The organism is Streptomyces sp. SS8, assembly GCF_054072955.1.
In genome coordinates, this window is sequence record NZ_JBSVCZ010000024.1 from 25,674 (window position 1) to 50,073 (window position 24,400).

General features: G+C 74.0%; 26 protein-coding genes. 13 read left to right on the top strand and 13 right to left on the bottom strand.

Going from position 1 to position 24,400, the window contains the following annotated elements:
• Nucleotides 1-13 precede the first annotated feature (13 nt).
• Both ACW69E_RS21510 and ACW69E_RS21515 read right to left on the bottom strand, forming a co-directional pair.
• Nucleotides 14-622, bottom strand: coding sequence for a TetR/AcrR family transcriptional regulator (locus ACW69E_RS21510; protein WP_093662912.1), 609 nt, complete (start codon nt 620-622; stop codon nt 14-16).
• A 25-nt stretch (nt 623-647) separates the two neighbouring features.
• Nucleotides 648-1,427 (bottom strand): SDR family oxidoreductase, encoded by a 780-nt coding sequence (locus ACW69E_RS21515; protein WP_457499913.1) that lies wholly within the window; start codon nt 1,425-1,427, stop codon nt 648-650.
• A 195-nt stretch (nt 1,428-1,622) separates the two neighbouring features.
• Between ACW69E_RS21515 and ACW69E_RS21520 the strand changes: the two genes are divergently transcribed.
• Together ACW69E_RS21520 and ACW69E_RS21525 are read left to right on the top strand one after the other, a co-directional pair.
• Nucleotides 1,623-2,156, top strand: a complete 534-nt coding sequence (locus ACW69E_RS21520; RefSeq protein ID WP_457499914.1) for a hypothetical protein — start codon at nt 1,623-1,625, stop codon at nt 2,154-2,156.
• A 251-nt stretch (nt 2,157-2,407) separates the two neighbouring features.
• Nucleotides 2,408-2,872, top strand: coding sequence for a MaoC family dehydratase (locus ACW69E_RS21525; RefSeq protein WP_101255505.1), 465 nt, complete (start codon nt 2,408-2,410; stop codon nt 2,870-2,872).
• A gap of 22 nt (nt 2,873-2,894) precedes the next feature.
• Here ACW69E_RS21525 and ACW69E_RS21530 read toward each other — a convergent pair whose 3' ends face one another.
• Complete coding sequence (locus ACW69E_RS21530; protein ID WP_457499978.1) at nt 2,895-3,638, bottom strand: TetR/AcrR family transcriptional regulator; 744 nt, start codon at nt 3,636-3,638, stop codon at nt 2,895-2,897.
• Between the two features lie 150 nt (nt 3,639-3,788).
• Nucleotides 3,789-4,949: an acyl-CoA dehydrogenase family protein gene (locus ACW69E_RS21535; protein ID WP_457499915.1), complete on the bottom strand. Its 1,161-nt coding sequence runs from the start codon at nt 4,947-4,949 to the stop codon at nt 3,789-3,791.
• 66 nt (nt 4,950-5,015) lie between these two features.
• Here ACW69E_RS21535 and ACW69E_RS21540 point away from each other — a divergent pair, with 66 nt between their 5' ends.
• A complete protein-coding gene (locus tag ACW69E_RS21540) occupies nt 5,016-5,696 on the top strand; it encodes a TetR/AcrR family transcriptional regulator (protein WP_457499916.1) in 681 nt (226 codons plus the stop codon).
• Nucleotides 5,697-5,729: 33 nt separating this feature from the next.
• Here ACW69E_RS21540 and ACW69E_RS21545 read toward each other — a convergent pair whose 3' ends face one another.
• The 3 genes from ACW69E_RS21545 to ACW69E_RS21555 all read right to left on the bottom strand — a co-directional run bounded on the left by ACW69E_RS21545 (nt 5,730) and on the right by ACW69E_RS21555 (nt 10,775).
• The gene (locus ACW69E_RS21545; RefSeq protein ID WP_457499917.1) at nt 5,730-6,812 is read right to left on the bottom strand and encodes a Zn-dependent alcohol dehydrogenase; all 1,083 of its coding nucleotides are present in this window, start codon (nt 6,810-6,812) and stop codon (nt 5,730-5,732) included.
• Between the two features lie 106 nt (nt 6,813-6,918).
• Complete coding sequence (locus tag ACW69E_RS21550; RefSeq protein ID WP_457499918.1) at nt 6,919-8,337, bottom strand: aldehyde dehydrogenase family protein; 1,419 nt, start codon at nt 8,335-8,337, stop codon at nt 6,919-6,921.
• Nucleotides 8,338-8,393: 56 nt separating this feature from the next.
• The gene (locus ACW69E_RS21555) at nt 8,394-10,775 is read right to left on the bottom strand and encodes a molybdopterin oxidoreductase family protein (RefSeq protein ID WP_457499919.1); all 2,382 of its coding nucleotides are present in this window, start codon (nt 10,773-10,775) and stop codon (nt 8,394-8,396) included.
• A gap of 213 nt (nt 10,776-10,988) precedes the next feature.
• On the opposite strand from ACW69E_RS21555, the gene hmgA reads away from it, so the two are divergent.
• The 3 genes from hmgA (at nt 10,989) to ACW69E_RS21570 (ending at nt 14,540) form a co-directional block, all read left to right on the top strand.
• Nucleotides 10,989-12,329, top strand: a complete 1,341-nt coding sequence (hmgA, locus tag ACW69E_RS21560) for a homogentisate 1,2-dioxygenase (protein ID WP_457499920.1) — start codon at nt 10,989-10,991, stop codon at nt 12,327-12,329.
• Between the two features lie 142 nt (nt 12,330-12,471).
• Entirely contained in the window at nt 12,472-13,221 is a 750-nt protein-coding gene (locus tag ACW69E_RS21565) for a GntR family transcriptional regulator (protein ID WP_457499921.1), read from the top strand.
• Between the two features lie 128 nt (nt 13,222-13,349).
• Nucleotides 13,350-14,540: a type ISP restriction/modification enzyme gene (locus ACW69E_RS21570; protein ID WP_457499979.1), complete on the top strand. Its 1,191-nt coding sequence runs from the start codon at nt 13,350-13,352 to the stop codon at nt 14,538-14,540.
• A gap of 205 nt (nt 14,541-14,745) precedes the next feature.
• Here the strand turns inward: ACW69E_RS21570 and ACW69E_RS21575 are convergent, their stop codons facing one another.
• Complete coding sequence (locus ACW69E_RS21575) at nt 14,746-15,012, bottom strand: hypothetical protein (RefSeq protein ID WP_206348223.1); 267 nt, start codon at nt 15,010-15,012, stop codon at nt 14,746-14,748.
• A gap of 173 nt (nt 15,013-15,185) precedes the next feature.
• On the opposite strand from ACW69E_RS21575, the gene ACW69E_RS21580 reads away from it, so the two are divergent.
• The 3 genes from ACW69E_RS21580 (at nt 15,186) to ACW69E_RS21590 (ending at nt 18,028) form a co-directional block, all read left to right on the top strand.
• Complete coding sequence (locus ACW69E_RS21580) at nt 15,186-16,244, top strand: serine/threonine-protein kinase (RefSeq protein WP_457499922.1); 1,059 nt, start codon at nt 15,186-15,188, stop codon at nt 16,242-16,244.
• Between the two features lie 72 nt (nt 16,245-16,316).
• Nucleotides 16,317-17,438, top strand: coding sequence for a DUF5925 domain-containing protein (locus ACW69E_RS21585; RefSeq protein ID WP_457499923.1), 1,122 nt, complete (start codon nt 16,317-16,319; stop codon nt 17,436-17,438).
• A gap of 41 nt (nt 17,439-17,479) precedes the next feature.
• On the top strand, nt 17,480-18,028 hold the full coding sequence (locus ACW69E_RS21590; RefSeq protein ID WP_457499980.1) for an NADAR family protein: 549 nt from the start codon (nt 17,480-17,482) through the stop codon (nt 18,026-18,028).
• Between the two features lie 7 nt (nt 18,029-18,035).
• Here the strand turns inward: ACW69E_RS21590 and ACW69E_RS21595 are convergent, their stop codons facing one another.
• Nucleotides 18,036-18,416, bottom strand: coding sequence for a GntR family transcriptional regulator (locus ACW69E_RS21595; RefSeq protein ID WP_457499924.1), 381 nt, complete (start codon nt 18,414-18,416; stop codon nt 18,036-18,038).
• 75 nt (nt 18,417-18,491) lie between these two features.
• Entirely contained in the window at nt 18,492-19,835 is a 1,344-nt protein-coding gene (locus tag ACW69E_RS21600; protein WP_457499925.1) for a helix-turn-helix domain-containing protein, read from the bottom strand.
• A 197-nt stretch (nt 19,836-20,032) separates the two neighbouring features.
• On the opposite strand from ACW69E_RS21600, the gene ACW69E_RS21605 reads away from it, so the two are divergent.
• The gene (locus tag ACW69E_RS21605) at nt 20,033-20,662 is read left to right on the top strand and encodes a hypothetical protein (RefSeq protein ID WP_457499926.1); all 630 of its coding nucleotides are present in this window, start codon (nt 20,033-20,035) and stop codon (nt 20,660-20,662) included.
• 74 nt (nt 20,663-20,736) lie between these two features.
• Here ACW69E_RS21605 and ACW69E_RS21610 read toward each other — a convergent pair whose 3' ends face one another.
• Nucleotides 20,737-21,192 carry a MarR family winged helix-turn-helix transcriptional regulator gene (locus tag ACW69E_RS21610; protein WP_457499927.1) on the bottom strand — a complete coding sequence of 152 codons (456 nt, stop codon included), beginning with the start codon at nt 21,190-21,192 and terminating at the stop codon, nt 20,737-20,739.
• A gap of 104 nt (nt 21,193-21,296) precedes the next feature.
• Here ACW69E_RS21610 and ACW69E_RS21615 point away from each other — a divergent pair, with 104 nt between their 5' ends.
• Nucleotides 21,297-21,878, top strand: coding sequence for a DoxX family protein (locus ACW69E_RS21615; RefSeq protein WP_457499928.1), 582 nt, complete (start codon nt 21,297-21,299; stop codon nt 21,876-21,878).
• An 82-nt stretch (nt 21,879-21,960) separates the two neighbouring features.
• Entirely contained in the window at nt 21,961-22,776 is an 816-nt protein-coding gene (locus ACW69E_RS21620; protein WP_457499929.1) for a dioxygenase family protein, read from the top strand.
• Nucleotides 22,777-22,861: 85 nt separating this feature from the next.
• On the opposite strand, the gene ACW69E_RS21625 is transcribed toward ACW69E_RS21620, so the two are convergent.
• Nucleotides 22,862-23,098: a hypothetical protein gene (locus tag ACW69E_RS21625; protein WP_457499930.1), complete on the bottom strand. Its 237-nt coding sequence runs from the start codon at nt 23,096-23,098 to the stop codon at nt 22,862-22,864.
• 38 nt (nt 23,099-23,136) lie between these two features.
• A complete protein-coding gene (locus tag ACW69E_RS21630) occupies nt 23,137-23,583 on the bottom strand; it encodes an NUDIX hydrolase (RefSeq protein WP_457499931.1) in 447 nt (148 codons plus the stop codon).
• Nucleotides 23,584-23,752: 169 nt separating this feature from the next.
• On the opposite strand from ACW69E_RS21630, the gene ACW69E_RS21635 reads away from it, so the two are divergent.
• A complete protein-coding gene (locus tag ACW69E_RS21635) occupies nt 23,753-24,379 on the top strand; it encodes an ATP-binding protein (protein WP_457499932.1) in 627 nt (208 codons plus the stop codon).
• Nucleotides 24,380-24,400: the final 21 nt, after the last annotated feature.

Sequence of the window (24,400 nt, forward strand, 5' to 3'; positions counted from 1 at the left end):
GCTTGCAGGGGATTTACGGCCGCAGGGCCCGCAGCAGCAGGTCCGCCAGGTGGTCGGCGACCTCCTGCGGGGTCATGCGCCCGCCGGGCCGGTACCAGGTGCTGAGGTGGTGGACGGAGCCGAAGTGGTAGTCCACCACCAGGTCGGCCGGGGTGGCGGTGGAGAACACCCCCGCCTTCTGTCCCTCCTCGATCAGGGCGCGGAACCGCTCGTGGTAGCGGCGGCGTTCGGCCCGTACCTGCTTCTGCTTGTCCTCGCTGAGCTGGTGCATGGAGCGGAAGAAGATCGAGGCGTCGTCGAGGTTGTCGATGGTGGTGACGACGACGTCGGCCGCGGCGTCGCGCAGCCGCTGCTCCACGGGGGCGTCGGAGGAGGCGAAGGCGTCCAGCCGCTCCTGCTGCAGGCGCAGCACCCGGCCGTAGATCTCGTGCAGCAGGTCGTCCTTGGAGCCGAAGTAGTGGTAGAGGGCGCCCTTGGTGACGCCCGCCGCCTCGACGATCTCCTGGACGGAGGTGCGGTCGTAGCCGCGGTCGGCGAACAGCCGGGTGGCGGCGGCCAGCAGCCGCTGCGGGACAGGCTGGGTGGGGGCGTCGTCCTGCCGCTGGTTCGCCGGGCTCGTCATGGCGGTTCCTCCTGCTTCCTGTGCTTTACCGGACCTGCTGGTCCCGCTGGATTGTCTCCAGCTTCCGCTGCACATGATTCATGCCGTCCAGCCACTTGTCGGTGTCGGATGCGCGCGCGACGGCGTAGCGGCGGGCCTCCGGGTGCGGCAGGACCAGGAAGCGACCGGCGTCGACGGCCTCCAGGGTGGCGCGGGCGACGTCCTCCGGCTCGATGGCGGTGGGCCTCAGCACCAGGTCGCCGGCGGTGGAGGCGGAGGCGAGCATGTCGGTGCGCACGCCTTGCGGACACACGGCGTGGACGTCGATCCCGCGGTGGCGGTAGGTGAGCGACAGCCACTCGGCGAAGGCGAGGGCGGCGTGTTTGGAGACGCTGTAGGGCGCGGAGCCGACCATGGTGAGCATGCCGGCGGCCGAGACGGTGGCGACGAAGCGGCCGCGGCCGCGCTCGAGCCACTCGGGCAGCAGTTCGCGCGCCGCCCGGACGTGGGCCATGACGTTGACGTCCCAGGCGGCGTCCCAGACGGCGTCGGTGGCCTCGGGGCCACCGGCGGGGGCGATGCCGGCGTTGGCGCAGAAGACGTCGATACGGCCGCCGAGGGCCTCGCGGGCGGCGGGGACGATCTCCGAGGCGTCGCCGGGCACCGCCGTGGCGCCGATCTCGCGCGCGACGGTCTCGGCCTTGCCGGCGTCGAGGTCGTTGACGACGACCCTGGCTCCGCGTGCGGCGAAGGCGCGGGCGAGGGCGGCGCCGATACCGCCGCCCGCCCCGGTCACCACGACGCCAGAGTCCCGCAGGTCCTCCATGTGCCCACCCTTCGTCCCGTTCCGGTCGCCGACGGTGTCCGTTTCCGGCCCGCTCCCGGTGATCCACCGATTTCCTGCACAGACTAACCAGTCGGTATGTGGCATCGGAAGATTCGGGGGCACACGGATCCATTGGAGGGTCCGGTACGTCCCAGCGATGACGGCTGTGGTCGATTACGTCGGAGGTGGTACGCGTTGGCCGGTTTCAATGCCCTGGCGGAACAGGTCCGTGATCCCGAGAGAGACCCGTCCCAGCGCAGGCAGGCGCTGCGCAAGTGTCTGGAGCGCTTCGCCCCTTACGGGCACCGCGCCACCTGGCACCACCTGTGCGCCCGTGCGGGCATCTCCCCCGACGACCGCAGCCCCGATCCGGAGCGGCTGGTGGCCGCGCTGGAGGAGTTGGAGGAGGCCCGGGAGGTGTGGCTGGCGTACGAGCGCGACTTCGCGCGGCGGCGCAGGGAGCAGAAGCACCTCGGCGTCCGGCAGCCGCCGGGCGACGCCTGGCACCGCCGGTGCTGGGGCGGCCGCGGGCTGCTGCCCGTGGAGGATCCCGGCGCCGCACCGCCCGCCCCGCTGGCGGAGGTGCTGCGACGGCTGGTCCGTGACGCGGAGGCGCGTGAGGCTCGGCGTGCGGCGCGGGCGATGCACAGCGCCGAGCGGGCCCTGCGGGCCCGCCGGCCGGGGGCGGTGGCCCACGGCGGCACGGGAAGGATGGCGGTCAGCGGCTGACACCCGCGTCCGGTGCGGGCGGCCCTGGCGGCCCGGTGGAGCATGACGCGTCACGGCGGGTCCCGGATCTTCCGGGGCCCGCCGTGACGCGTCGCGGGCACTCGGCGGGCGGCGCTTGGCGGGCTGTGCGCGGAAGGCGGTACGGCCGTTGACATGCCTGACGCCCCCGACCATGCTGAGCAAGCGCTTAGTAGCGTGTACCGACACCACGGACACACCGACACCACGCATGGTTGGGGAGGCGAGCTTCGATGGCGGAGCCCCGGGTTTTCACATCGGTCGACGAGCTGAAGGCTGCGGTCGGCGAGGAGTTGGGCACCAGCGACTGGCTGGAGGTCGACCAGAAGCGGATCGACCTGTTCGCGGACGCGACCGGCGACCACCAGTGGATCCACGTCGATCCCGAGAAGGCCGCCGCCGGCCCCTTCGGCACCACCATCGCGCACGGCTATCTGACGCTCTCGCTGCTGCCGGTGCTGGTGCCGCAGCTCATCCGCGTCGAGGGCGTGCGCATGGGCATCAACTACGGCGTGAACAAGGTCCGCTTCCCCTCCCCGCTGCCGGTCGGCTCGCGGGTGCGCGCGACCGCGCGGATCACGGAGGTCTCCGAGGTGGGCGAGGGCTGCGTCCAGTTCGCCTCGGTGGTGACGGTCGAGCGTGAGGGCGGGGAGAAGCCGGTGTGCGTCGCGGAGAGCGTCGTGCGCTACTACCTGTGACGCTCGCCGCCGTCCGCCGGGCTCACGCGCCCCGGCCGTCCCCGTCCGCGGCATCGCCGGCGGGGGCGGCCGGGACGCCGACCATCCTCAGCACCAGTCCGGCGTAGAGCTCGCCGAGCTCCTCGGGGGTGCGCGTGCCGCCGGAGCGGAACCAGCGGGCGACGTCGATGCAGAGCGAGAGCACGGCAAGCGCCGTGCCCCGGACGTCGGGGACGGTGAAGTCCCCGGCGGCCACCCCGTCCTGAAGGATGCCGCGCAGGATCTCCTCGCTGCGCCGCCGCAGGGCGACGATCTCGGCGTAGTGCTCCTCGGCCAGCGCGTTCAGCTCGTACTGCACCACCCGGGCCGTGGTGTGGCGCTCGGCGTGCCAGCGCACGAAGGCGCGCACCGCGGCGGCGAGCCGGTCGGCGGGGGCCACCGCGCTGTTGCCGGCCTCGGTGAGGATGCGCACCGAGCGCTCGTGGCCGACCCGGCTGATCTGGTAGAGCAGCTCTTCCTTGGTGCGGTAGTGGATGTAGAGGGCGGCGGGGCTCATCCCGGCGCGGGAGGCGATGTCCCGGGTGGTGGTGGCGTGGAAGCCGCGCTCGGCGAAGGCCTCGACGGCCGCCAGCAGCAGCCGGCGGGCGGCGTCGGGGGCCACCTCGCCCCAGGAGTCGTCGGGCTCTCCGGCGCCGTCGGCGGCGTTCCTCGCCGTGTTCCCGGTGTTTCCGGCGTTCCCGGCGTCCGCGCTCTCCACGGACTCCGCTCCCGTCTCCGCAGCCATCAGCACCTCGCCCGTTCGTCCCGCCGGGCGAACACCATACAACGCCTGCTGAGCAGCCGCTTAGGGAGCGGAGGTGGCCGGGGGCCGCCGGAACGCCGCCTCGACGCCGCCGGGGCCCCGCCGGAGCACGGCCAAAGCGCGGCCGGAGTGCCGTCAGAAGGCGGAGACCCCGGTCAGCGAGCGGCCGATGAGCAGCTTGTGGATCTGGCTGGTGCCCTCGTACAGGGTCATCACGCGGGCGTCGCGCAGCAGCTTGCCGACGGGGTACTCGTCGATGTAGCCGTAGCCGCCGAAGACCTGGAGGGCGTTGTTGGCGGCGCGCACGGCGGCCTCGGAGGCGTAGAGCTTGGCGACGGAGGACTCGGTGGCGAAGGGCAGACCCCGGTCTATGTGGTCGGCCACGCGCCAGGTCAGCAGCCGGGCGGCGTCGACGTCCACCGAGATGTCGCTGATCAGTTCCTGGACGAGCTGGTGGCGGGCGATGGGCCCGCCGAACTGCTCGCGCTCGGCGGCGTAGGAGACGGCCGCGTCCAGCGCCGCCTGGGCGATGCCGACGCAGCCGGCCGCCACCGACATGCGCCCCTTGGCGAGGGCGGACATGGCGACGGAGAATCCCTTGCCCTCCTCGGCGATGCGGCAGTCGTCGGGGACGCGGACGCCGTCGAGCACCAGCTCGGCGGTGGCCTGGCCGCGCAGGCCGAGCTTGCCGTGGATCTCCCGGCGGGTCAGGCCGGGGGTGTCGGTGGGGACGAGGAAGGCGGTGATCCCCCTGTGGCCGGGCTCGGTGCCGGTACGGGCGAAGAGCAGCACCACGTCGGCCCAGGTGCCGTTGGTGATGAACATCTTGGTGCCGTCGATGACCCAGTCGCCGCCGGGGCCGCCGTCGCGGCGGGCGCGGGTGGTGAGATTGGCGGCGTCGGAGCCGGTGCCCGGCTCGGTCAGGCCGAAGCAGCCGATCGCCTCGCCGGCGCACAGGGCCGGCAGCCACCGCCGCTTGTGCTCCTCGCTCCCCCAGGCCGCGATCGACTTGGCGACCAGACCGAGGGAGACCGACAGCACCCCGCGCACGGCGGAGTCCCCGCGCCCCAGTTCCTCGGTGACCAGGCAGTACGCCAGGTGGTCGCCGCCGGACCCGCCGTACTCCTCGTCGATGGTCAGGCCCAGGAAGCCCAGGTCGCCCAGGGACTTCACCACGGACCGGTCGATGCTCTCGGCGCGGTCCCACTCGGCGGCGTGCGGGACGATCTCCCGGTCGACGAACTCCTTGGCGAGCTGCCGTACGGCAGCCTGCTCCTGAGACAGCTCCAGATCCATGCCCAATAAACTAGCAGCGCTAGTTGCAGCTTCACAGATACCGGACGAGACCCGAGGATGTGATCCGTGGCACGCCCACGTACCCCCCTGCTGAGCCGCGAGCGGATCGTGGCGGCGGCGCTCGCGCTGGTGGACGGCGAGGGCCTGCCCGCGGTGTCCACCCGCAGGCTCGCCGCCGAGCTGGGCGTCAGCGGCCCGTCGCTGTACAACCACTTCCGCACCAAGGACGAGATCCTGGACGCGGTGGCCGACGCGGTGTGCGCCGATGTCGACCTGTCGATGTTCGAGGACGGCACCGACTGGCGCGAGGCGCTGGTGGCCTGGGCCCGCTCCTACCGGGCCGCACTCAGCGCGCACCCCAACATCGTCCCGTACCTGGCGCAGGGACCCGGCCGGCGCCCCAGCCAGCTGCGGATGGCCGACGCCGTCTACGGCGCGATGCTGGACGCCGGATGGCCGCGCGCCCACGCCACCCGCATCGGCGCGCTGATGCGGTACTTCGTGGCCGGCTCCGCCCTGGGCTCCTTCGCCCGCGGCTTCGTCGACGACGCGGCGCTGTACGAGCGCGACTACCCGCACCTGGACCAGGCCCATCTGCTGGCCGAGCACCAGCAGCGCGTCGACGAGGGCGCCTTCGAGACGGGCCTGCGCGCCCTCGTCGACGGGCTGGCGCTCCGCTTCCCGGACCGGGAACGGTCCGGGAAGGCGGAGGACGGCGATGGGCCGGCGGGTCAGGGCGTGTTGTGAAGGCCCCGTCCGCGGGGCGGCGCCATGCACGCCCTAGAAGACCACCAGCGCCCGGCCGCCGCGCCCGGCGAGCATGGCCTCGAAGGCCGCCGGCACCTCCTCCAGACCGATCCGGTCGGTGACCAGCGCACCCAGGTCCAGCCGTCCGGAGCGGACGTGCCCGGCGAGGACGGGCAGGTCGCGCGCGGGGTCGCAGTTGCCGTAGACGCAGCCGGACAGGGTGCGGGCGAAGTGGAAGATCTCCAGCGGGGAGAAGGAGACCTGGCTGTCCTTGCCGCCGATGCCCACCACCGAGGTCCGTCCGCCGCGCCGGGTGGAGGACCAGGCCGCCCGGATCGTCTCCGCGCGGCCGACGCACTCGACGGCGGCGTCCGCGCCCAGCCCGCCGGTGATCTTCCGGATCTCCTTGGCCGTGGTGTCGGAGGCGATCAGGAAGTCGGTGGCCCCGGCGCGGCGGGCCAGCTCCTCCTTGCCCGGGGAGACGTCCACCGCGACGATCCGCTCCGCGCCCGCGATCCGGGCCGCCTGGATCACCGCCAGGCCGACCCCGCCGGCGCCGAAGACGGCCAGCGACTCGCCCTCGCGCAGGCGGACGCTGTGGTTGACCGCGCCGTAGCCGGTCAGGACCGCGCAGCCCAGCAGGGCCGCGTCGGCCAGCGGCACGCCGGCGGGCAGCGGCAGCACGCCGCGCTCGGCGACGACCGTCTCTTGCGCGAACGCGGCCGTGCCCAGCCCCGGATACAGGTCACGGCCGTCGGCGGAGCGGGCGTAGGGGACGCCGCTGGCCGCGTTGGCCTCGGTGCACAGCCAGGGCTCGCCCAGCTTCGCGCAGAAGTGGCAGCTCCCGCAGGCGGGCGCCCAGTTGAGGACGACCTCGTCGCCGGGGGCCACGGTCGTGACGCCCTCGCCCACGGCGGTCACGGTGCCCGCGCCCTCGTGACCGAGGACGGCGGGCACGGGCTGGCGCAGGGTGCCGTTGGACAGCGACAGGTCGGAGTGGCAGACCCCGGCGGCGGTGAGACGGACCCTCACCCGGCCGGGGCCGGGCTCCGGCAGGTCGATCTCCCCCATCTCCAGCGGGGCTTTGACGGCGGGCAGGACCACGGCGCGGACCACGTGGCGTCTCCTCTCACGTCCTTGGCGGACGGGCTGCTTGCGGTGGGGTCGGGCAGGCGGATCGGGCGGGCGGCCGGACCGCTGGACGGACGGCCGGGCGCGTCGTTCAGAACTGCAGGGACTTGGTCTGGAGGTACTCGGTCAGGCCGTGCGGGCCCAGCTCCCTGCCCACGCCGGACCGCTTGTAACCGCCGAAGGGCGCCAGCGGGTTGAACCGGCCGCCGTTGATGTCCACCTGGCCGGTGTGCAGGCGGCGGGCGAAGGCGGCGGCCGTCTCGTCGTCGGCGGCCCACACCGCGCCCGACAGCCCGTAGTCGCAGTCGTTGGCGATCCGGGCGGCGTCGTCGGCGTCCTCGTAGCGCAGGATGCTCAGGACCGGGCCGAAGATCTCCTCCCGGGCGATGGTCATCTCGGGGGTGACGCCGGCGAAGACGGTGGGGCGCACGTAGAAGCCGCGGTCCACGCCCTCGGGGGCGTCCGCGCCGCCCGCGACGAGGGTGGCGCCCTCCTCGACGCCGGTGCGGATGTAGCCGGTGACGCGTTCGCGCTGCCCGGCGTTGACCACCGGCCCCAGGCGCGTGGCGGGGTCGGTCGGGTCGCCGGGGACGTACTTGGCCGCCGCGGCGGCGGCGGTCTCCACGGCCTGCTCGTAGTGGTCGGTGTGGACCAGCATGCGGGTCCAGGCGCTGCACGTCTGGCCGGCGTTGGCCATCACGTTGCCCACTCCGATCTTCACCGCCTTCACCAGGTCGGCGCCGGGCAGGATGACGTTGGCGGACTTGCCGCCCAGCTCCAGCGCGACCCGCTTGACCGCGCCGCCGGCGATCGCGCCGATACGGCTGCCGACGGCGGTGGAGCCGGTGAAGGAGATCATGTCCACGCCGTCGTGCTCGGCCAGCGCCTGCCCGGCGACCGGGCCGCGTCCGGTGACGAGGTTGAACACCCCGGCCGGCATCCCCGCCTCGGCCACGGCCTCGGCGAACAGCCGCGCGACCAGCGGGGTGTCCTCGGCGGGCTTGAGGACCACCGTGCAGCCGGCCGCCAGGGCCGGGGCGACCTTGGCGACGACCTGGTGCAGCGGGTAGTTCCAGGGGGTGATGGCGCCGACGACGCCGACCGGCTCGTGCAGTACGCGGGAGTTGCCCAGCCTCTCCTCGAAGGGGTGCTCGGCGGCGAGCTTCGCGTACGTGCCGGCGACCGTGATGGGCAGATCGGCGTGGACGGCCCGCGAGAAGGACAGCGGGGCGCCCAGCTCCGCGGTGACGGTGGCCGCGATCTCCTCGCGGCGGGCGGCCAGGGCGTCGCGCAGCGCGCCGAGCCGGGCCGCCCGCTCGGCGGGCGGTGTGGCGGCCCAGCCGGGCAGGGCCGCGCGGGCCGCCGCCACGGCCGCGTCGACGTCCTCGGCGGTGCCCGCCGGGACGGTGCCGATGATCTCCTCGGTGGCCGGGTCGACGACCCCGATCGTCTCCGTGCCCGCGGCGGGGCGCCACTGTCCGTCGATGTACATGCCGTTGTGTGCCTGCATGACCCCAAACTAGCGGCGCTAGTTTGGGGTGTCAGCAGGACGGCGCATGCCGTGGATCACACGGAGGACCCGGCGGCGGCCGGGGAGGCCGCCGCGGAGTCCGAAGCGGCGTCGGCGGGCGTCGCGGCGGGGACCACCCGGACCGGGAAGCCGTTGAGTACCGCGGTCCCCGACAGCGGGTCCAGCAGCCGCCCGTCCAGGAGCTGGTTGACGTTGGCTCCGGGCTCGGCGGAGGCCACCGGCGTCCGGGTGCCGGGCCGGTCGTGGCCCCAGCCGTGCGGCAGGCTGACGACCCCCGGGGCCACCTCGTCGGTCACCTCCACCGGCGCCCGGACCGTGCCCCCGTCGCCGGTGATCTCGGCGAGGGAGCCGTCGGCCAGGCCGAGCCGGGCGGCGTCGGCGGGATGGACGTGGAGGGTGCAGCGGTTGCTGCCGCCCTTCAGGCCGGGGACGTTGTGCATCCAGCTGTTGTTGGAGCGCAGATGGCGGCGGCCGACCAGCACCAGGGTCTCGGACTCTCCCTGACGGTCCGCCAGGAAGCCGCGCAGACGGGGGATGTCGGCGGCGATCGGCTCCGGGCACAGCTCGACCTTGCCGGAGGGGGTGCGCAGCACCTCCGGCAGCCGGGGACGCAGCGGGCCCAGGTCGATGCCGTGGGGGTGCTCCAGCAGCTTCGCCAGGGTCAGTCCGCCGGGGTCGGCGCCGAAGCCGTCGCCGTAGGGGCCCAGCCGCAGCATCATGTCCAGCCGCCGCTCGGAGCCGCTCTCACCGTTCAGCAGGCTGGTCAACTCCGCGGTGTCCCGGCCGTGGACGGGGGAGAGGGGGTCGGCGACGGCCGCGGCAAGGGAGCGCTCGACGACCGTCGCGTCGACGGAGTCCGGGTCGGCGCCGGGCGCGCCGGAGGCGCACAGCACCAGGCGGGCCAGGATCTCGCTCTCGCTCATCTCCCCCTCGCCCAGCGGGATCACGGGGCGGGTGTAGCGCACCTGATTGCGGACGGCCAGGGCGTTGAAGCTGAAGTCGAAGTGCGGGGAACGGGAGGGCGGGGGCGGCGGCAGCACCACATGGGCGTGGCGGGAGGTCTCGTTGAGGTACGGATCGACGCTGACCATGAAGTCCAGCCCGGCCAGGGCTCGCTCCAGCCTGGCGCCGTCGGGCGCGGAGAGCACGGGATTGCCCGCGACACAGACCAGCGCCCGCACCCGTCCCTCGCCCGGGGTGTCGATCTCCTCGGCCAGCGCGGCGGCCGGGAACTCCCCCTTGACCTCCGGGTGTCCGCTGACCCGGCTGTGCCTGCGGCCGGTGGCGAAGCCCCGGCCCGGGGCGGGCGGGCGGGGGGCGCGGGCGGTGGCCGACAGCGGGAACATCGCGCCGCCGGGCCGGTCGAGGTTGCCGGTCAGCGCGTTCAGGACGTCCACCAGCCAGCTCGCCGTGGTGCCGAACTCCACGGTGGTGCTGCCGATGCGGCCGTAGACCGCGGCGCGCTCGGCGGCGGCCAGTTCGCGGGCGAGGGCGCGGATGACCTCCGGCTCGACACCGCAGGCGCCGGAGACGGCCTCGGGGGTGAAGTCGGCGGCGAGCCGGGCCACGTCCTCCACGCCGCCCAGGTGCTCCCCGGCCGCTCCGGTGTCGGCCAGTTCCTCGGCGAAGAGGACCTGGACCATCGCCATCAGCAGCAGGGCGTCCCCGCCTGGCCGCACGGCCACGTGCCGGTCGGCCAGGCGCGCGGTGCGGGTGCGGCGCGGGTCGACGACGGTGAGGGTGCCGCCGCGCCTGCGCAGGGCCTTCAGCCGGCCGGGGAAGTCGGGGGCGGTGCACAGACTGCCGTTGGATTCCAGCGGGTTGGCGCCGACGATCAGCAGATGGTCGGCGCGGTCCAGGTCGGGGACGGGGATGGCCAGGGGGTCGCCGTAGAGCAGTCCGCCGGAGGCGTGCTTGGGCATCTGGTCGAGGGTGGAGGCGGTGAAGACGTTGGGGGTGGACAGCGTCTTGACCAGCAGGGGCGGGTAGAGGGCCCCGGCGACGGTGTGGACGTTGGGGTTGCCCAGGAAGAGGGCGACGGCCCGGGGGTCACCGCCGGCCAGGACACCACCCAGCCCCTCGGCGACCGCCGCGAACGCCTCCTGCCAGCTCGCCTCCCGCAGCTCGCCGTCACGGCGGACCAGGGGACGGGTCAGGCGGTGGGGGTCGGCGTCCAGCTCGCCGAGGAGAGCACCCTTGGGGCAGACGAAGCCGCGGCTGAAGACGTCGTCGCGGTCGCCCCGGGCCGCGGTGATCCGCTCCCGTCCGCCGTCGCCGGGGGCGACCGTGACGACCAGTCCGCAGGTGGCCTCGCACAGCGGGCAGATCCGCAGGGCGGTGCGGGCGCCGGGGCCCGCGGCGGGGCCGGGCCGGGCGCCGGGCTGCGCGCTGGGCTGTGTGGTGGCACTCTCCGGCATCGGTCCCCCTGGTGAGCGGTGTCCGGTTGGGCGGTGCGGTCCGGCGGCTACATACCGACCGGCCGGTAAGCGAACCCTAGCCCGATCACCCCCCGGCCGCCCAGGGGTGGGAGCCGAAACGGCGGCGCGCCCGTCCAAGACGCGCCGTTGACGGGCGGACCCCTGCATTCCTATGGTTGGCAACAGGAAACCCTGAGCACCGGGAGCGTTGCGATGAGTGGCACCACAAGCGGTTTCGAGCAGGCACGCAAGACCGCGGAGGGGCTGGCGTACTCCTCCGGTTTCGGCAACGAACATGCCTCCGAAGCCGTTCCGGGAGCGCTCCCCATCGGCCGCAACTCCCCCCAGCGCGCACCCCTGGGGCTCTACGCGGAGCAGCTCAGCGGCACCGCCTTCACCGAGCCGCGCGCCCACAACCGCCGCTCGTGGCTGTACCGCATCCGCCCCTCGGCCGCCCATCCCCGTTTCGTCCGCGCCGACGGCGGCTCCCTGCGCGGCGCGCCCTTCACCGAGACCGAGCCCGACCCCAACCGGCTGCGCTGGGACCCGCTGCCCGACCCCGCCCCCGGTACCGACTTCCTGGACGGGCTGTGGACCCTGGGCGGCAACGGCGACGCCACCCGGCGCGAGGGCGTCGCCATCCACCTGTACGCCGCCAACGCCCCCATGGAACGCCGGGTGTTCAGCTCCGCCGACGGTGAGCTGCTGATCGTGCCCGAGCGCGGCGGCCTGCTGCTGCGCACCGAGTTCGGCCTGCTGCGCGCCGAACCGGGCCACATCGCGCTGATCCCCCGCGGGGTCCGCTTCCGCGTCGAGCCGCTGGATACGGTGGTGCGCGGCTACGTCTGCGAGAACATGGGCCGCCCCTTCGTCCTCCCCGACCTCGGCCCCATCGGCGCCAACGGCCTGGCGGCCGCCCGGGACTTCCTCGCCCCCACCGCCGCGTACGAGGACGTGGAGGGCCCGGTGGAGGTGGTCAGCAAGTTCTGCGGCGGCCTGTGGACGGCCACCTACGACCACTCCCCCCTGGACGTCGTCGCCTGGCACGGCAATCTGGTGCCCTACGTCTACGACCTGCGCCGCTTCAACGTGATCGGCAGCATCAGCTACGACCACCCCGACCCGTCGATCTTCACCGTCCTCACCTCGCCCTCGGACACCCCGGGCCTGGCGGGCGTGGACTTCGTGGTCTTCGCCCCGCGCTGGCTGGTCGGCGAGGACACCTTCCGGCCGCCGTACTTCCACCGCAACGTGATGAGCGAGTACATGGGCCTGATCGAGGGCGCCTACGACGCCAAGACCGCCGGCCCCGGCGGTTTCGTCCCCGGCGGCGGCTCGCTGCACAACATGATGTCCGCCCACGGCCCGGACCGCGAGACCTTCGACCGGGCCAGCGCCGCCGAGCTGGTCCCGCAGAAGGTTGACGACGGGCTGGCGTTCATGTTCGAGACCCGCTGGCCGGTGACGCTGACCGCCCAGGCGCGCGACGCCGGACACCTCCAGCACGGCTACGACGACGTGTGGCAGGGCCTGGAGCGCCATTTCCGGGAGTGATCCGGGAGTGAGGGGCCGCGCCCGAGGGGGATGGCGCGTACCGTGACCCACGACGTACCGCCGCACCGCCGCCGCGTCACGGTGCCGTGACGCGGCGGCCCGGCAACACCCGGCAACCCAGCCTGGCCGTCCGGAGGCCGCCGTGACCACCTTCGCTCCCGACTCTCTCGCGCTGAACCGCAAGCTGCCGCTGTGGTATCAGGTCTCGCAGTCCCTGCGCGCCTCGATACTCGGCCGCTCCCCCGGCGCGCCCCTGCGCCTGCCCACCGAGGAGCGGCTCGCCGAGCACTACGGCGTCAGCGTCCTGACCATGCGCCAGGCGCTCAAGGAGCTGGAGAACGAGGGGCTGATCTCCCGGCACCGGCGGCGCGGCACCTTCATCGAGCCGAGCGCCCGCAGCGGGTCCCCCGTACGGCTGCTCGGCTCGGTGGACGCCATCGTGGCCCAGCAGTCGGGCGAGGAGACGGTGCTGCTGGGGCACAGCGCCGGGCCGGTCCCCGGGGAACTGGCCGAGTACTTCCCCGGCCTCGCCGAGGCGGTGGCCTACCGGCGGCTGCGCCGCGACCGGGAGACGGGCGAGCCGACGAACTGGGCGGAGAACCTCGTCCGCCCCGAACTGGCCGGCCGCATCGACCTGGAGGACCTGGCGCGCTGGCCCATGACGAAGGTGCTGCGCGACGCCGTGGGGGTGCGGATCAGCCGCATCACCGACACCGTCCAGGCGCGGCTGGCGGACCCGGAGACGGCCGAACTGCTCCAGGTGCCGCTGCTCAGTCCGATCCTGCACTACACCGGCGTCACCTACGACGAGAGCGGACGGGTGGTGGACGTGGCCCGCATCCACTACCGCGGCGACCGCTTCTCCTTCTCCGTCACCGTGGAGGCGGACTGATCCACGCCGGACCGGTCCACGTCCGTAGCATGCGTGCGGCAGACCGTACGGGAAGGGCAGCGGGGAGGGAAACGGTGGGTGCCGGGACGGGCGGCGACAGCGGCCAGGACGTTCCGCTCGACGAGCTGATGCCCTGGTCGGTCCGGACGGTCCGGCCGGGCCGGGACTGGGTGACGGCGCCGGACGACGCGTCGCTGCGCTCCCGCTGGGCCGCGCTGCTGCGGGCCTTCGGCGACGAGCGCGAGGCGCTGTTCGTCCCCACCCGCGCCCGCACCACCCGCACCACCGTGCCCCGGCTGCCCGGCCCCGCGGACGCGGGCGCCCCCACCGGCCGGCTGGACCGGGAGGACGGGCCGTGCCCGGAGCCGGTGCGGGTGCTGTGCGGGCCTTACGACCGGCAGTGGCTGATACCGGACCACCGCCTGCTCGACGCCGCCCGGCCGGAGCTGTGGCGGGTCGCCGACGAGCGGCAGATCCTCCTGGTCGAGCCTCCGGCCGCGCCCCGCTCCCCCACCCCGGAACCGGTCTTCACCGAACTGCTCCCGGTCGCCACCGCCTCCCGCCCCGGCCGCGTACGCCCCCTGTACCGGCGCCCCGGCGGCCGCGAGCCCAACCTCGCCCCCGGACTGCCCGATCTGCTGGCCGGGACGCTGGGCACACCGGTGACGGCCGAGGACGTGCTGGCCTGGACGGCCGCCGCGGTACGCCCCGCCCCCGGCGCCCCGGGCGGCCATGCCGTGCCGCTCACCGCGGACCCCGGGATGTGGCGGGAGGGCGTCGCGCTGGGCCGCGAGGTGCTGCGGGCGCACACCCGCGGCGCCCGCTGCGGTGACGGCTCCCGCCCGCGTCTGCCGGGCGGGCGGCGCCCCTATGTGCGGGCCGCGCTGCCCGAGCACCCGGCCCCGGACGCGCTGCGCCACGACGCGCGGGAGGAGGCCCTGTGGGTGGGAGAGGGCCGGATAGCGCCGGTGGCGCGCGGTGCCTGGGAGTTCGAGTCGGGCGGCGTCCGGGTGCTCGCCGACTGGTTCGCCCGCCGTACGGCCCCGGCCGCGCCCGGCACGCTGGCGGCGGTGCGCCCGAATGCCTGGTCACCCCGGTGGACCTCGGAGCTGCTGGAGCTGATCACCTCGCTCACCCTCCTCGACGGGCTGCGCGAGGCGCGCGCCGATTTCGCCGGCCGGCTGGCCGGGCGCCCGGCGGTGGGGGTGTCCGCGCTGCGGGAGGCCGGTGTGCTGCCGCCGCCTTCGGCGGCGCGGCGCCCGGCCTCCGTGCTGGATCATCGCGAGGAGGGACCCGAGGGGCAGTTGGCGCTGCTGTGAGAAATCGGCTCCCACCGGCGGCGGGCGGCCGCCGGTCGCGGGAGCGGAGTACCGGGAGAGTGCGGGGAGGCGGCCGGGGCCGGGCCGTGACGCCCGGCCCGCCGCGGGGAGGCCGGCCTCCCGGAGCCCTGAGCCGAAACCTTCATGCTCCGGCCCGGGGTGCTCCGGAAACGGCCGGACACGGCGCCGGGCCGTCGGACGGCTTCTAGGCGTGGCCCCCGAAGAGGGAGCGCCGCAGCCGCCGCAGCGGCGCGAAGAGGGAGACCCGCGCGCCCCTGCTGCGGGAGCGCATGTGCACCGCGTCGCGCGCGGTCAGTTCGCGCATGAGCAAGGCCGCCTCCGCCGTGTCATCCTGGGAGACGGCGGGCCCCGCCAGCACGCTCAAGTGCCGGTCCAGGCGCGAACCGGTCGCACCGCTCCCGCACTGGATCGCAGGGATCCGCGCCCTGCTGCGTACCGTTATCTGTTCCATGACTCTCCCCACCCAAACGAGGGCTCCCGGCCCGGGCAGGGTAACCCTATCTCCCGACCGTGACCCACGGGTATTCCGGTCACTCGATCCACCTTCCCCGCAAGGGGGTTGACGAACACCGTACGAGACAACAGCATCCGACGGGCCCCACGGCGGGGCCGGAACGGGGGACGATGATGAACACCGGTGACAGCGGGCGGCTGCTCGCCGACCGCTACCGCCTCGCCGCCGAGCTGGGCCGCGGCGAGGTGGGCGTGGTCTGGCAGGGCCGCGACGAGGTGCTGGGCCGCGAGGTCGCGGTCAAGGAGGTGCGGGCGGCGGCGGAGCTCTCCCCGGCCGAGGTGCGCGCCCTCTACTCCCACCTGGAGCGGGAGGCCATGACGGCCGGACGCATCTCCCACCGCAACGCCACCACCGTCCACGACGTGGTGATCGAGGACGGCCGCCTGTGGGTGGTGATGGAACTGGTGCGGGGCCTGTCGCTGGCCGCCGTGCTGGAGGCCGACGGGCCGATGTCCCCGGCCGGCGCCGCGCGGATCGGCGCCGGGGTCGCCTCGGCGCTGCGCAGCGCGCACGAGGCGGGTATCACCCACCGCGACGTCAAGCCGTCCAACATCCTGCTGGGCAACGACAACAGGGTCGTCCTCACCGACTTCGGCACCGCGCAGGTGAAGACCGGCACGGCCCACGACCGGCCCGGTGCGCCGGTCGGCCGGCCCGAGTTCCTCGCCCCTGAGTGCGCACGGGGCCAGGACCCGGGCCCCGCCGCGGACCTGTGGGCCCTGGGCGTGGTGCTGTACCTGGCCGTGGAGGGTGTCTCGCCGTTCCGGCGCGGCACTCCCGGGGAAACCCTGCGCTCCCTCGCCGCGTACACCGACGCCGATCTGCCGCCCATGCGGCGGGCGGGCGCGCTGGCGCCGGTGCTGGAGGGGCTGCTGCGGGCGGACCCGGCCGAGCGCATGGACGCCGCCGGAGCTGAACGGCCGCTGCGCGTGGCCGCGGCCGGCGGCGGCCCGCGCGCCGCCGCCTCCCCTTCCTCCTCTCCTCCTTCGCCCTCACCCGCGTCCGGTGAGGACGGGAGCGGTGAGGGCGCGGGCGGCGGGAGCGGCGGACGCCGGGACACGCCGGGCTCCTGGGAGGCCGACCGGGGACCGCGCGGGGTGCTGGCACTCGTCGCCGGTCTGCTGGTCCTGCTGCTGGCCGCCCTCGTCGTGGCCGTCGTCCTGCGCTGAGCGTCCGCCGAATCCCGGTGAGGCGCCGGAAACCTGCGTGCGCACGGGGCCCCCGTGCCCGATCATGGGGCCATGTGTGCCGACCGCCGTGCCGTGCCGACCGAGGAGTCGCTGCCCATCCGACTCAACATCGACGACAGCGACTCCCCCTCCGACGTCATCGACGCCCTCTTCCTGGGGCGCTTCACCACCGGTGAGCAGCCGCACGCCCGCAGCCGCTCCCTGGAACGGGTGCGCAAGGGCATGGCCCTGCTGCCGCCGGGAGCGGCCGTGCTGCGCTCGGCCCGCGACGGCGACCGCGGCGCGACGCTGGCCGAGGGCGACGGCTGGACGGTGCTGGTCTCCCGCTGGTCCCGCGGCGCGGACGTGACCGTGACGGCCGTCAGCGAGGAACTGGCCGAGCGGACGCTGAAGGCCGCGGTGGAGGACGCGGAGGACGAGCCCGCGCCCCGGCCGGACGACGTCACCATGGGCTTCTGGTACAACTCCCCGCGGCGCGGCCCGTACCGCACCACCCGCCGGATCACCGCCGGAAGCTGGGAGGAGATCCGCGGCAACTACACCGCCCCGGTCGCCGAGGCCATGGACGGGCTGATGAAGACCACCCCGGACGACATCACCGGTCGGCTGCTGCTGCTCCACGGCCCGCCGGGCACCGGCAAGACCTCCGCCCTGCGGACGCTGGCGCGCTCCTGGCAGGACTGGTGCCAGGTGGACTGCGTGCTCGACCCGGAGCGGCTGTTCAACGAGGTCGGCTATCTGATGGACATCGCCATCGGCGAGGAGGACGGCGCCCCGGACCGGCCGGGCCGGGAGCGCTGGCGGCTGCTGCTCCTGGAGGACTGCGACGAGCTGATCCGCGGCGAGGCCAAGCACGCCACCGGCCAGGCCCTGTCCCGGCTGCTGAACCTCACCGACGGGCTGCTGGGCCAGGGCCGCAACGTCCTGGTCGGCCTGACCACCAACGAGGACCTGGAGCGGCTGCACCCGGCGGTCGTCCGCCCCGGGCGCTGTCTGGCCCGCATCGAGGTCGGCCCGCTGACGCGCTCCGAGGCCGTGAACTGGCTCGGCGCCGAGGAGGGCGTCGGCCGCGACGGGGCGACCCTGGCCGAGCTGTACGCGCTGCGCCGCGGCTCGGGCCCGGCCTCGGTGCCGCCGCAGCCGGGGCGTTCGGACGAGGGGATGTACCTGTGACTCCTCCCCGCCGGGCCGCCGGGGAGCGCGCGGGCGATCCGGTGGCGGAACTGGCCGGGCGGCAGGCCCGCGGGGAGCGGATCAGGTACCTCCACTTCTGGGGGCACACCCCGCCCCGAAGGCGGCGCGACGACTCGCCCGGCCCGTGGTGCCTCAGCCAGTGGTGGCCCTCGCCGTTCACCGTGGACGGTGTCCCCTATCCCACCGCCGAGCACTGGATGATGGCCGCCAAGGCGAGGCTGTTCGGCGACGCGGCGGCCGAGGATCGGGGCCTGACCGCGGTGGAGCCGGGCGCGGCCAAGGCCGCCGGCCGCGCGGTGCGGGGCTTCGACGAGGAGGTCTGGGCCCGGCACCGCTTCGGCATCGTGGTCGAGGGCTGTGTCCACAAGTTCGGGCGGCACGGCGACTTGCGGGCGTTCCTGCTCACCACGCGGGGGCGGGTGCTGGTGGAGGCCAGCCCACTGGACCGGATCTGGGGCATCGGGCTGGCCGCGGACGACGAGCGGGCGTCGGATCCGGCGCGCTGGCGCGGGCTCAACCTGCTGGGCTTCGCCCTGATGGCGGCCCGGGAACGGCTGGAGACGGGCTGAGAGGGTGTCAGTCCCGGCCGTCGTACTCGGCGGCGACCGCATCCTCGGCCGCGGCGAGCGCGGCGGCCCGGTCCAGGCCCAGACGCCGCGCCCGCCGGGCGTACGACCGCGCCGCCGCGGCGGCCTCGCGGGCGGCGGTGCCCCCGGCGGCGGCGATGAAGCTGCCGTGGCGGCCCCGGGTCTCGATCACCCCGTCGGCCTCCAGCGCGCGGTAGGCCTTGGCCACCGTGTTGGCCGCCAGCCCCAGCTCCCCGGCGAGCCCGCGCACGGTGGGCAGCCGGTGGCCGACCGGCAGCCCGCCGCCGCGGGCCTGCTCGGCGATCTGGGCGCGCACCTGCTCGTAGGGGGCGACGGGGGCTTCCGGGTCGACGGTGATGCTCAGGGGCACGGCACTTCTCCTGCTGCGGATCGGAACATCGGATGGCGCGAGGTGCGCGAGGTGCGTCGATTGTGCACCAGCACGTCAGCCGCGCTCCCAGATACCGGTCTCCGGCGCCCAGCGGTACTCCGGCCGGCCCTTGGTGCCGCTGGTGCGGAAGGGCCGGCCGCCGTCGTCGATGCGGAGGGTGCCGCTGTCGTCGCCGCTGCTCCACTCCACCTCGATGTACCAGTCGCAGTCGCAGCCCTCCGTCCGTGCCTCCACGCGCAGCGCCAGGGGGTCGTCGGCGGTGACGCGGTACGGCAGACGGGTGGCGGGCAGGGGCCGGCCGCCCTCGCCGTCGTAGCCGTCCACGGGTTCCGCCTGCGGGCGCGGGGCGTCCAGGTCTGCCGTGAAGGCGGCCGGGGTGAGTGATCCGCCGCAGCCGTCGTCCATCCGGTAGACCGGCCGGTCCAGGGGGGCGCGGCGTTCGGCCACCCGGACGTGCAGGGCCTCCACCACGACGGGGGCCGTCCCGGTGCCGTACACGGTGGCCTCCACGATGGTCTCGCCGCCGTGCACCGCGCCGAGGGCGCCGGCCCAGGAGGAAGCGTCCTGCGGGGCCGGCGGCGGCGGGATCCGGGAGGGCGGCGAATCGATCAGGTAGCTGTGGCCGCAGCCGTGCCGCCACACATGGGAGCGGGCGGACCAGCTCAGCGGGACCGATCCCGGCGCACCGCCGCGCTCGCGCTCCCGGTCGCCGCCCTCCGGATCCCGGGAGGGGTCCACCCTCGGGGTGCGGCCCGGCTTCGCGCCGCCTCCGGCCTCCCCGTCCTTCCCGGCCGAGGACTGGGACCGGGAGGGCGAGGGGAGGGAGGGGGACGTGGGGAGGGCCGGCATGGCGTCGGCGCCGCCGCCCGTCTCCGGCGCGGAGGTGACGGGCCCGCCAGCGGTGCGGCGCTCCGGGCCGGTGCGGTCGGGGAGGAGGTACGCCGCGGTGGTGACCGCGACGGCGAGAACCGCGGCGAGTACGGCGATCACAGTGGGGACGGCGGGCAGCGGCCACCGCCCGAGCCGGGACCGGGGCCCGGGCCGGAGCCGGCTCCGCCGGGGAGCGGGCTCGGGCACGGATTCGGGCTCGGGCTCGGAGTCCGGTTCGGGAACGCGCCCCACCGAACCCGGCCGCTCCGGTTCCATTCCGCGCAGCGCGTCGGCCCGCATCCACCGCCGGTGCAGCTCCAGCAGTTCCGCGGGAGTCGCGCCGCACAGTCTCGCCAGCCGCTCCACAGGGGCGTACTGCACCGGTACCGCCCGGCCGTTGCAGTACCGGTGCAGTGTGGAGGTGCTGGTGTGCAGCCGGCGCGCCAGCGTGCCGTAGCTGTGGCCCGACCGGTCCTTCAACTCCCTCAGGAAGGAGGCGAACTCCTCCGTCCCCCGTGCGGCTCCCATGGCGATCCCCCTCGTCCGCGCCGTTCCGGGAAGTGCGTTCCAGGCACGTGCGTTTCCACAGGTCAGCCTAGGCGCGAACGTTCCCGCGTCCCGCTTGTTCCGGAATGTGTTGCCGCCCGGCGACGGGGCGTCCCAGGCTCGTGGTGCCGGATCGCCGACCACCTGACGACCGGCCACCGGACGAAAGGACGCAGACGATGCCCATCCGCACCCGCAGCAACCGCCTCGCCGCCGCCGTGACGGCGGTGGCTGCCGCGGCCGTGGCGCTGACCGTTCCGGGTACGGCGCAGGCCGGGCCCGTACTGACCGGCGCACCCGCCTTCCTCTCCCCCGGGCAGCTTCCGCCGCACCCGTTCTCGCCGTGGTACGCGGGCGAGGTCGCACCGGGGGTTCCGGAGAACCCGGTCTTCTGTCTGGAGGATGCTCTGCCCGAACAGGGCTCCTGGCACCGGGAGTTCCACACGGACCTGGACACCAGTGCCGTCCAGGTCACGGTGCGCGCCTCCGGCGTCGGCGCGGCCCGCAGGCTGGCCGCCGAGGCCGAGGCGTCGGTGCGCGACTGCGCGGCGGACTTCCGGGAGCGGCACCCGGGAGCGTCCGCCCAGTGGAAGGACTACGGCCGCGTCGATGTCGAGGAGGGCGCCCGCGTCTACGGCGTTCACACCATCCCGCCGGAGTCCGAGTACGGGATCCACCTGTTCGGCGTGGGGCGCGACGGGCACACGGTCACGGTCGTCGCCTGGGGCCAGATGGGCACCTTCGAGCACGCCCCGGTGAAGGACTTCAAGGAGACGACGCGCACGGCGGTGGACAAGCTGTACCGCTGACCTGGCTGGACACCGCCGGTGCGGGCCCCGTCGCCGTACGGCGACGGGGCCCGCACGGCGTTCCTGCCGTCCGCTCAGTCGCGCAGCCGCCGGCCGACTTCGCCCAGCGCCCGCGCCAGGACGGCGAGTTCCTCGCGGTCGAGGACGTCGATGAGCGCCTCGCGCACCGTCGCCACATGGCCGGGGGCAGCGGTGCGCAGCAGTTCGCGCCCCTCCTCGGTGAGGACGGCGAAGACGCCGCGGACGTCGGTGGGGCAGGCGCGGCGCCGCACCAGGCCCCGCCTCTCCAGCTGGCCGACCTGATAGGTCAGGCCGCTCTTGGAGGTGATCAGCCGTTCGGCCAGTTCGGTCATGCGGATCTCGCCGCCGGGGGCCTCGGCGAGGTGGACCAGGATCTCGTACTGCGGGTGGGACAGGCCCGCCTCGTCCTTGAGCTGCTGCTCAAGCCTTCGGGTGACGCGGTTGCCGGCTTCGAGGAAGCCCTGCCAGGCCGCCATCTCCAGCTCGTCCAGCCATCGGGGCTCCTTCATGCCTCCATCGTACGCGGTTGTTCAAATTCAAACCAAGCTGTACGCTCGCCACGAGCAAGTGATTCGAATTTGAACCACTGGAACGACAGAGCAGGAGAACACACATGGCCGCCTCCACCGGCCCCCTCCCCGGCACCGACACCACCACGGGCGCCCACACCCACACCCGTTCCCACTCCGCCGGCGCCCCGGCACCCTCCTTCCCCACCCATGACGCCGGGCTCCTGCTGCTGCGTGTCGCCCTCGGCCTGACGGTGGCCGCGCACGGCGCGCAGAAGCTGTTCGGCTGGTTCGGCGGAGGCGGCGTCGAGGGAACCGGGCCGTTCTTCGCCTCGCTCGGCTACCCGTCGCCCGAGGCGATGGCGGTGATCGCCGGCCTGACCGAGACCTTCGGCGGCCTCGCCCTCGCCCTCGGCCTGCTCACCCCGCTCGCCGGGGCGGCCGTACTGGGGACCATGGTCAACGCGGTGGCGGTGAAGTGGGGCGGCGGCTTCTTCGCTCCTCAGGGCGTGGAATACGAACTCCTCCTCGCCGCGGGCGCCGCCGCGCTCACCCTCTCCGGTCCCGGCCGCTGGGCCGTGGACCGCTTCCTGCCCGTGCTGCGCTCCCACCGGCTCTCCCACGGCGCGGCCGCCGTCGCGCTGGCCGTCGTCGTCGCGGGCGCGACCCTGCTGGTCCGCTCCTGACCCGCCCCCTCCCCGCCCTTTGGACACGCGGTTCCACGCGAGCCCGGAGGGCGGGGGCACAGAAGAAACGGAAGGCACCGCCATGACCGCGACCACCTCCCCGGCCCCGGGCGGCTCCGAGGCAGGCCGCATGCCCGTGCTGTACCTCAGCCACGGCGCCCCGCCGCTGGCCGACGACGCCCTGTGGACCTCGCAGCTCGCCGACTGGTCCGCGAAGCTGCCGCGGCCCGAGGCCGTGCTGATCGTCTCCGCCCACTGGGAGTCCGCGCCGGTGACGCTGGCCGCCACCCGGACCGTGCCCCTGGTGTACGACTTCCACGGCTTCCCCGAGCACTACTACCGCGTCGCCTACCCGGCCCCGGGCGCCCCCGCCCTGGCCGCGAAGGTGCGGACACTGCTCGCCGGGCCGGGCACCCCGGTGCACGACGCGCCGGACCGGGGTCTGGACCACGGCGCGTACGTGCCGCTGGCCGAGATGTACCCCGACGCCGACGTCCCCGTGCTCCAGCTCTCGATGCCCACCCTGGACCCCGGTGAGCTGCTGCGGCTGGGCCGCAGGCTGGCCCCGCTGCGCGACGAGGGCGTGCTGATCGTCGGCAGCGGCTTCTTCACCCACAACCTGCGCGGTCTGACGTGGGGCACCGGGCCCGACGAGGCTCCGTCCTGGTCGAAGGAGTTCGACGCGTGGGGCGGCGAGGCCCTGGAGAGGTCGGACCTCGACGCCCTGCTCGACTTCGAGCACCGGGCCCCGGCGGGCCGGATCGCCCACCCGCGCACCGACCACTTCGCGCCGCTGTTCGTCTCCCTGGGAGCGGGCGAGGCCGACCTGGGCGCCCAGCGCACGGTCGTCGACGGCTTCTGGGCCGGACTGGCCAAGCGCTCGGTGCAGTTCGGCTGACCCCGTCCGGCCGGGTCCGTCCGGCCGACCCCGGCCGACCCCTGCCGGACGGACGCCCCGGACACCGCGCCCGCCTCCGCGGGCGTCAGGTGGCCGGAAGCACCACGACCCGGTCGGGAGCGGCCGGGTCGTGGGCGATGGAGTCCCCCGGCCGGTGCCAGTGGAGCGCGAAGCGGTGGCCCGCCCGGTACGCCTCCAGCCCGGCCCGGCAGTAGGCGACCATGTCGCCGGGCAGTGCCGCCAGCGGGAACCAGCTTCTCTGGGGTTGACCTGCCTGTTCGCTCGCCGACGAGAGCTGTTTTCCCAGTTCAAGTCGGTCCATGTGTCGATCTCTTTCTGCAACAGGTGTGGTGAAAGGGATCAGAGTCCCCAACCGTCGAGGGAGAACGGCTGCTGCTTGGTGATCTGCGCTAGAGCGGCGGCCGTGTAAGGCACGGTGTTCGCGGGTGGATCCGTCGGGTCGGCCCACAGAAGCTGTGCGCACTTGTGGGGCTCACGGTTGATCGACTGGCCCCGCCAGTTGTCTGCGAGGAAGAAAAAGCCGATGCGTGCTTCTTCGTTGCCGTTGCGGTGATGGACGACGTGCACGAAGTCGAGAGCGGCTTCGCTGAGCTCGACGCCGACTTCCTCAGCAGCCTCGCGGATCGCGCCAGCGATCACGGATTCTCCGGCTTCGAGGTGTCCGCTGGGTGGGCAGAGCTGGCCGTCCGCGTAGCCGGTGTTGGCGCGTTCCATGAGCAAGATGCGTCCGTCGGCTCTGCGTAGAAGCACGTAGACATCGACGATGCTGCGGTAGCGGCTGGTCATCAGATTCTCCCAGATGCCTGATTGAGGACTGTTCTTGAGTTGTCTCAGGTTCGGGTCACGAGCTCCCGTCCGATCGAGTCGATCCGCGGGACCTTGCAGTTTTCGGGGGGCGTTTCGAGGGTTGGCCAGGGCTGATCGGTGGTTTCGCGGCTTCCGGCATACTTCCTGGATGAGCACCCCAAGGGCGGCCTGGCGCAACACCACGCACGACTGGGCGAGCACCGTCGACCTCGACCATCTCGAGCACATCCGCCAGGACCCAGCTGCCTTCGCCCCCAGCGGCATCCTGCACCTGATCTTCGAAGTCGTCGCCTACGCGGCCGACGAGGCCGAATGCGGCAACGGCGGGCATTGCCGCATCACCCTTTACCCCGACGGCTCCGTGGCCATCGCAGACAACGGACGGGGCACCGACACGCGCCTCGACGAGCACGGGCGCATCGTGAAGAAGCCGGTCATGGCGACGAAGGACCTCCGATTCTTCGATCACCCCGATGCACCATCCCTGCCCGACACGCACCCTCGTCGGGGCATGTCCGTCGTCGCCGCACTCAGCACGTGGCTCGTCCATACCAACCGCCGCCGCAACGGATCCTGGACCCAGCGGTACGAACACGGCGTGCCCACCACGGAGCTGCAACCGATCGTCGACAACCACACGACCGGAACCACCGTCCACTTCCTCCCCGAGAGGTCATTGCGTGTGGCAAGCAGCACCACGGCCGACGGCCTGGCACGGCTCACCGAGCCATGGCCACACCTCTCCGTGAAAATCGATGACCGCCGCGCCACGTGAAATGAGCACTTCTCGGGCAAG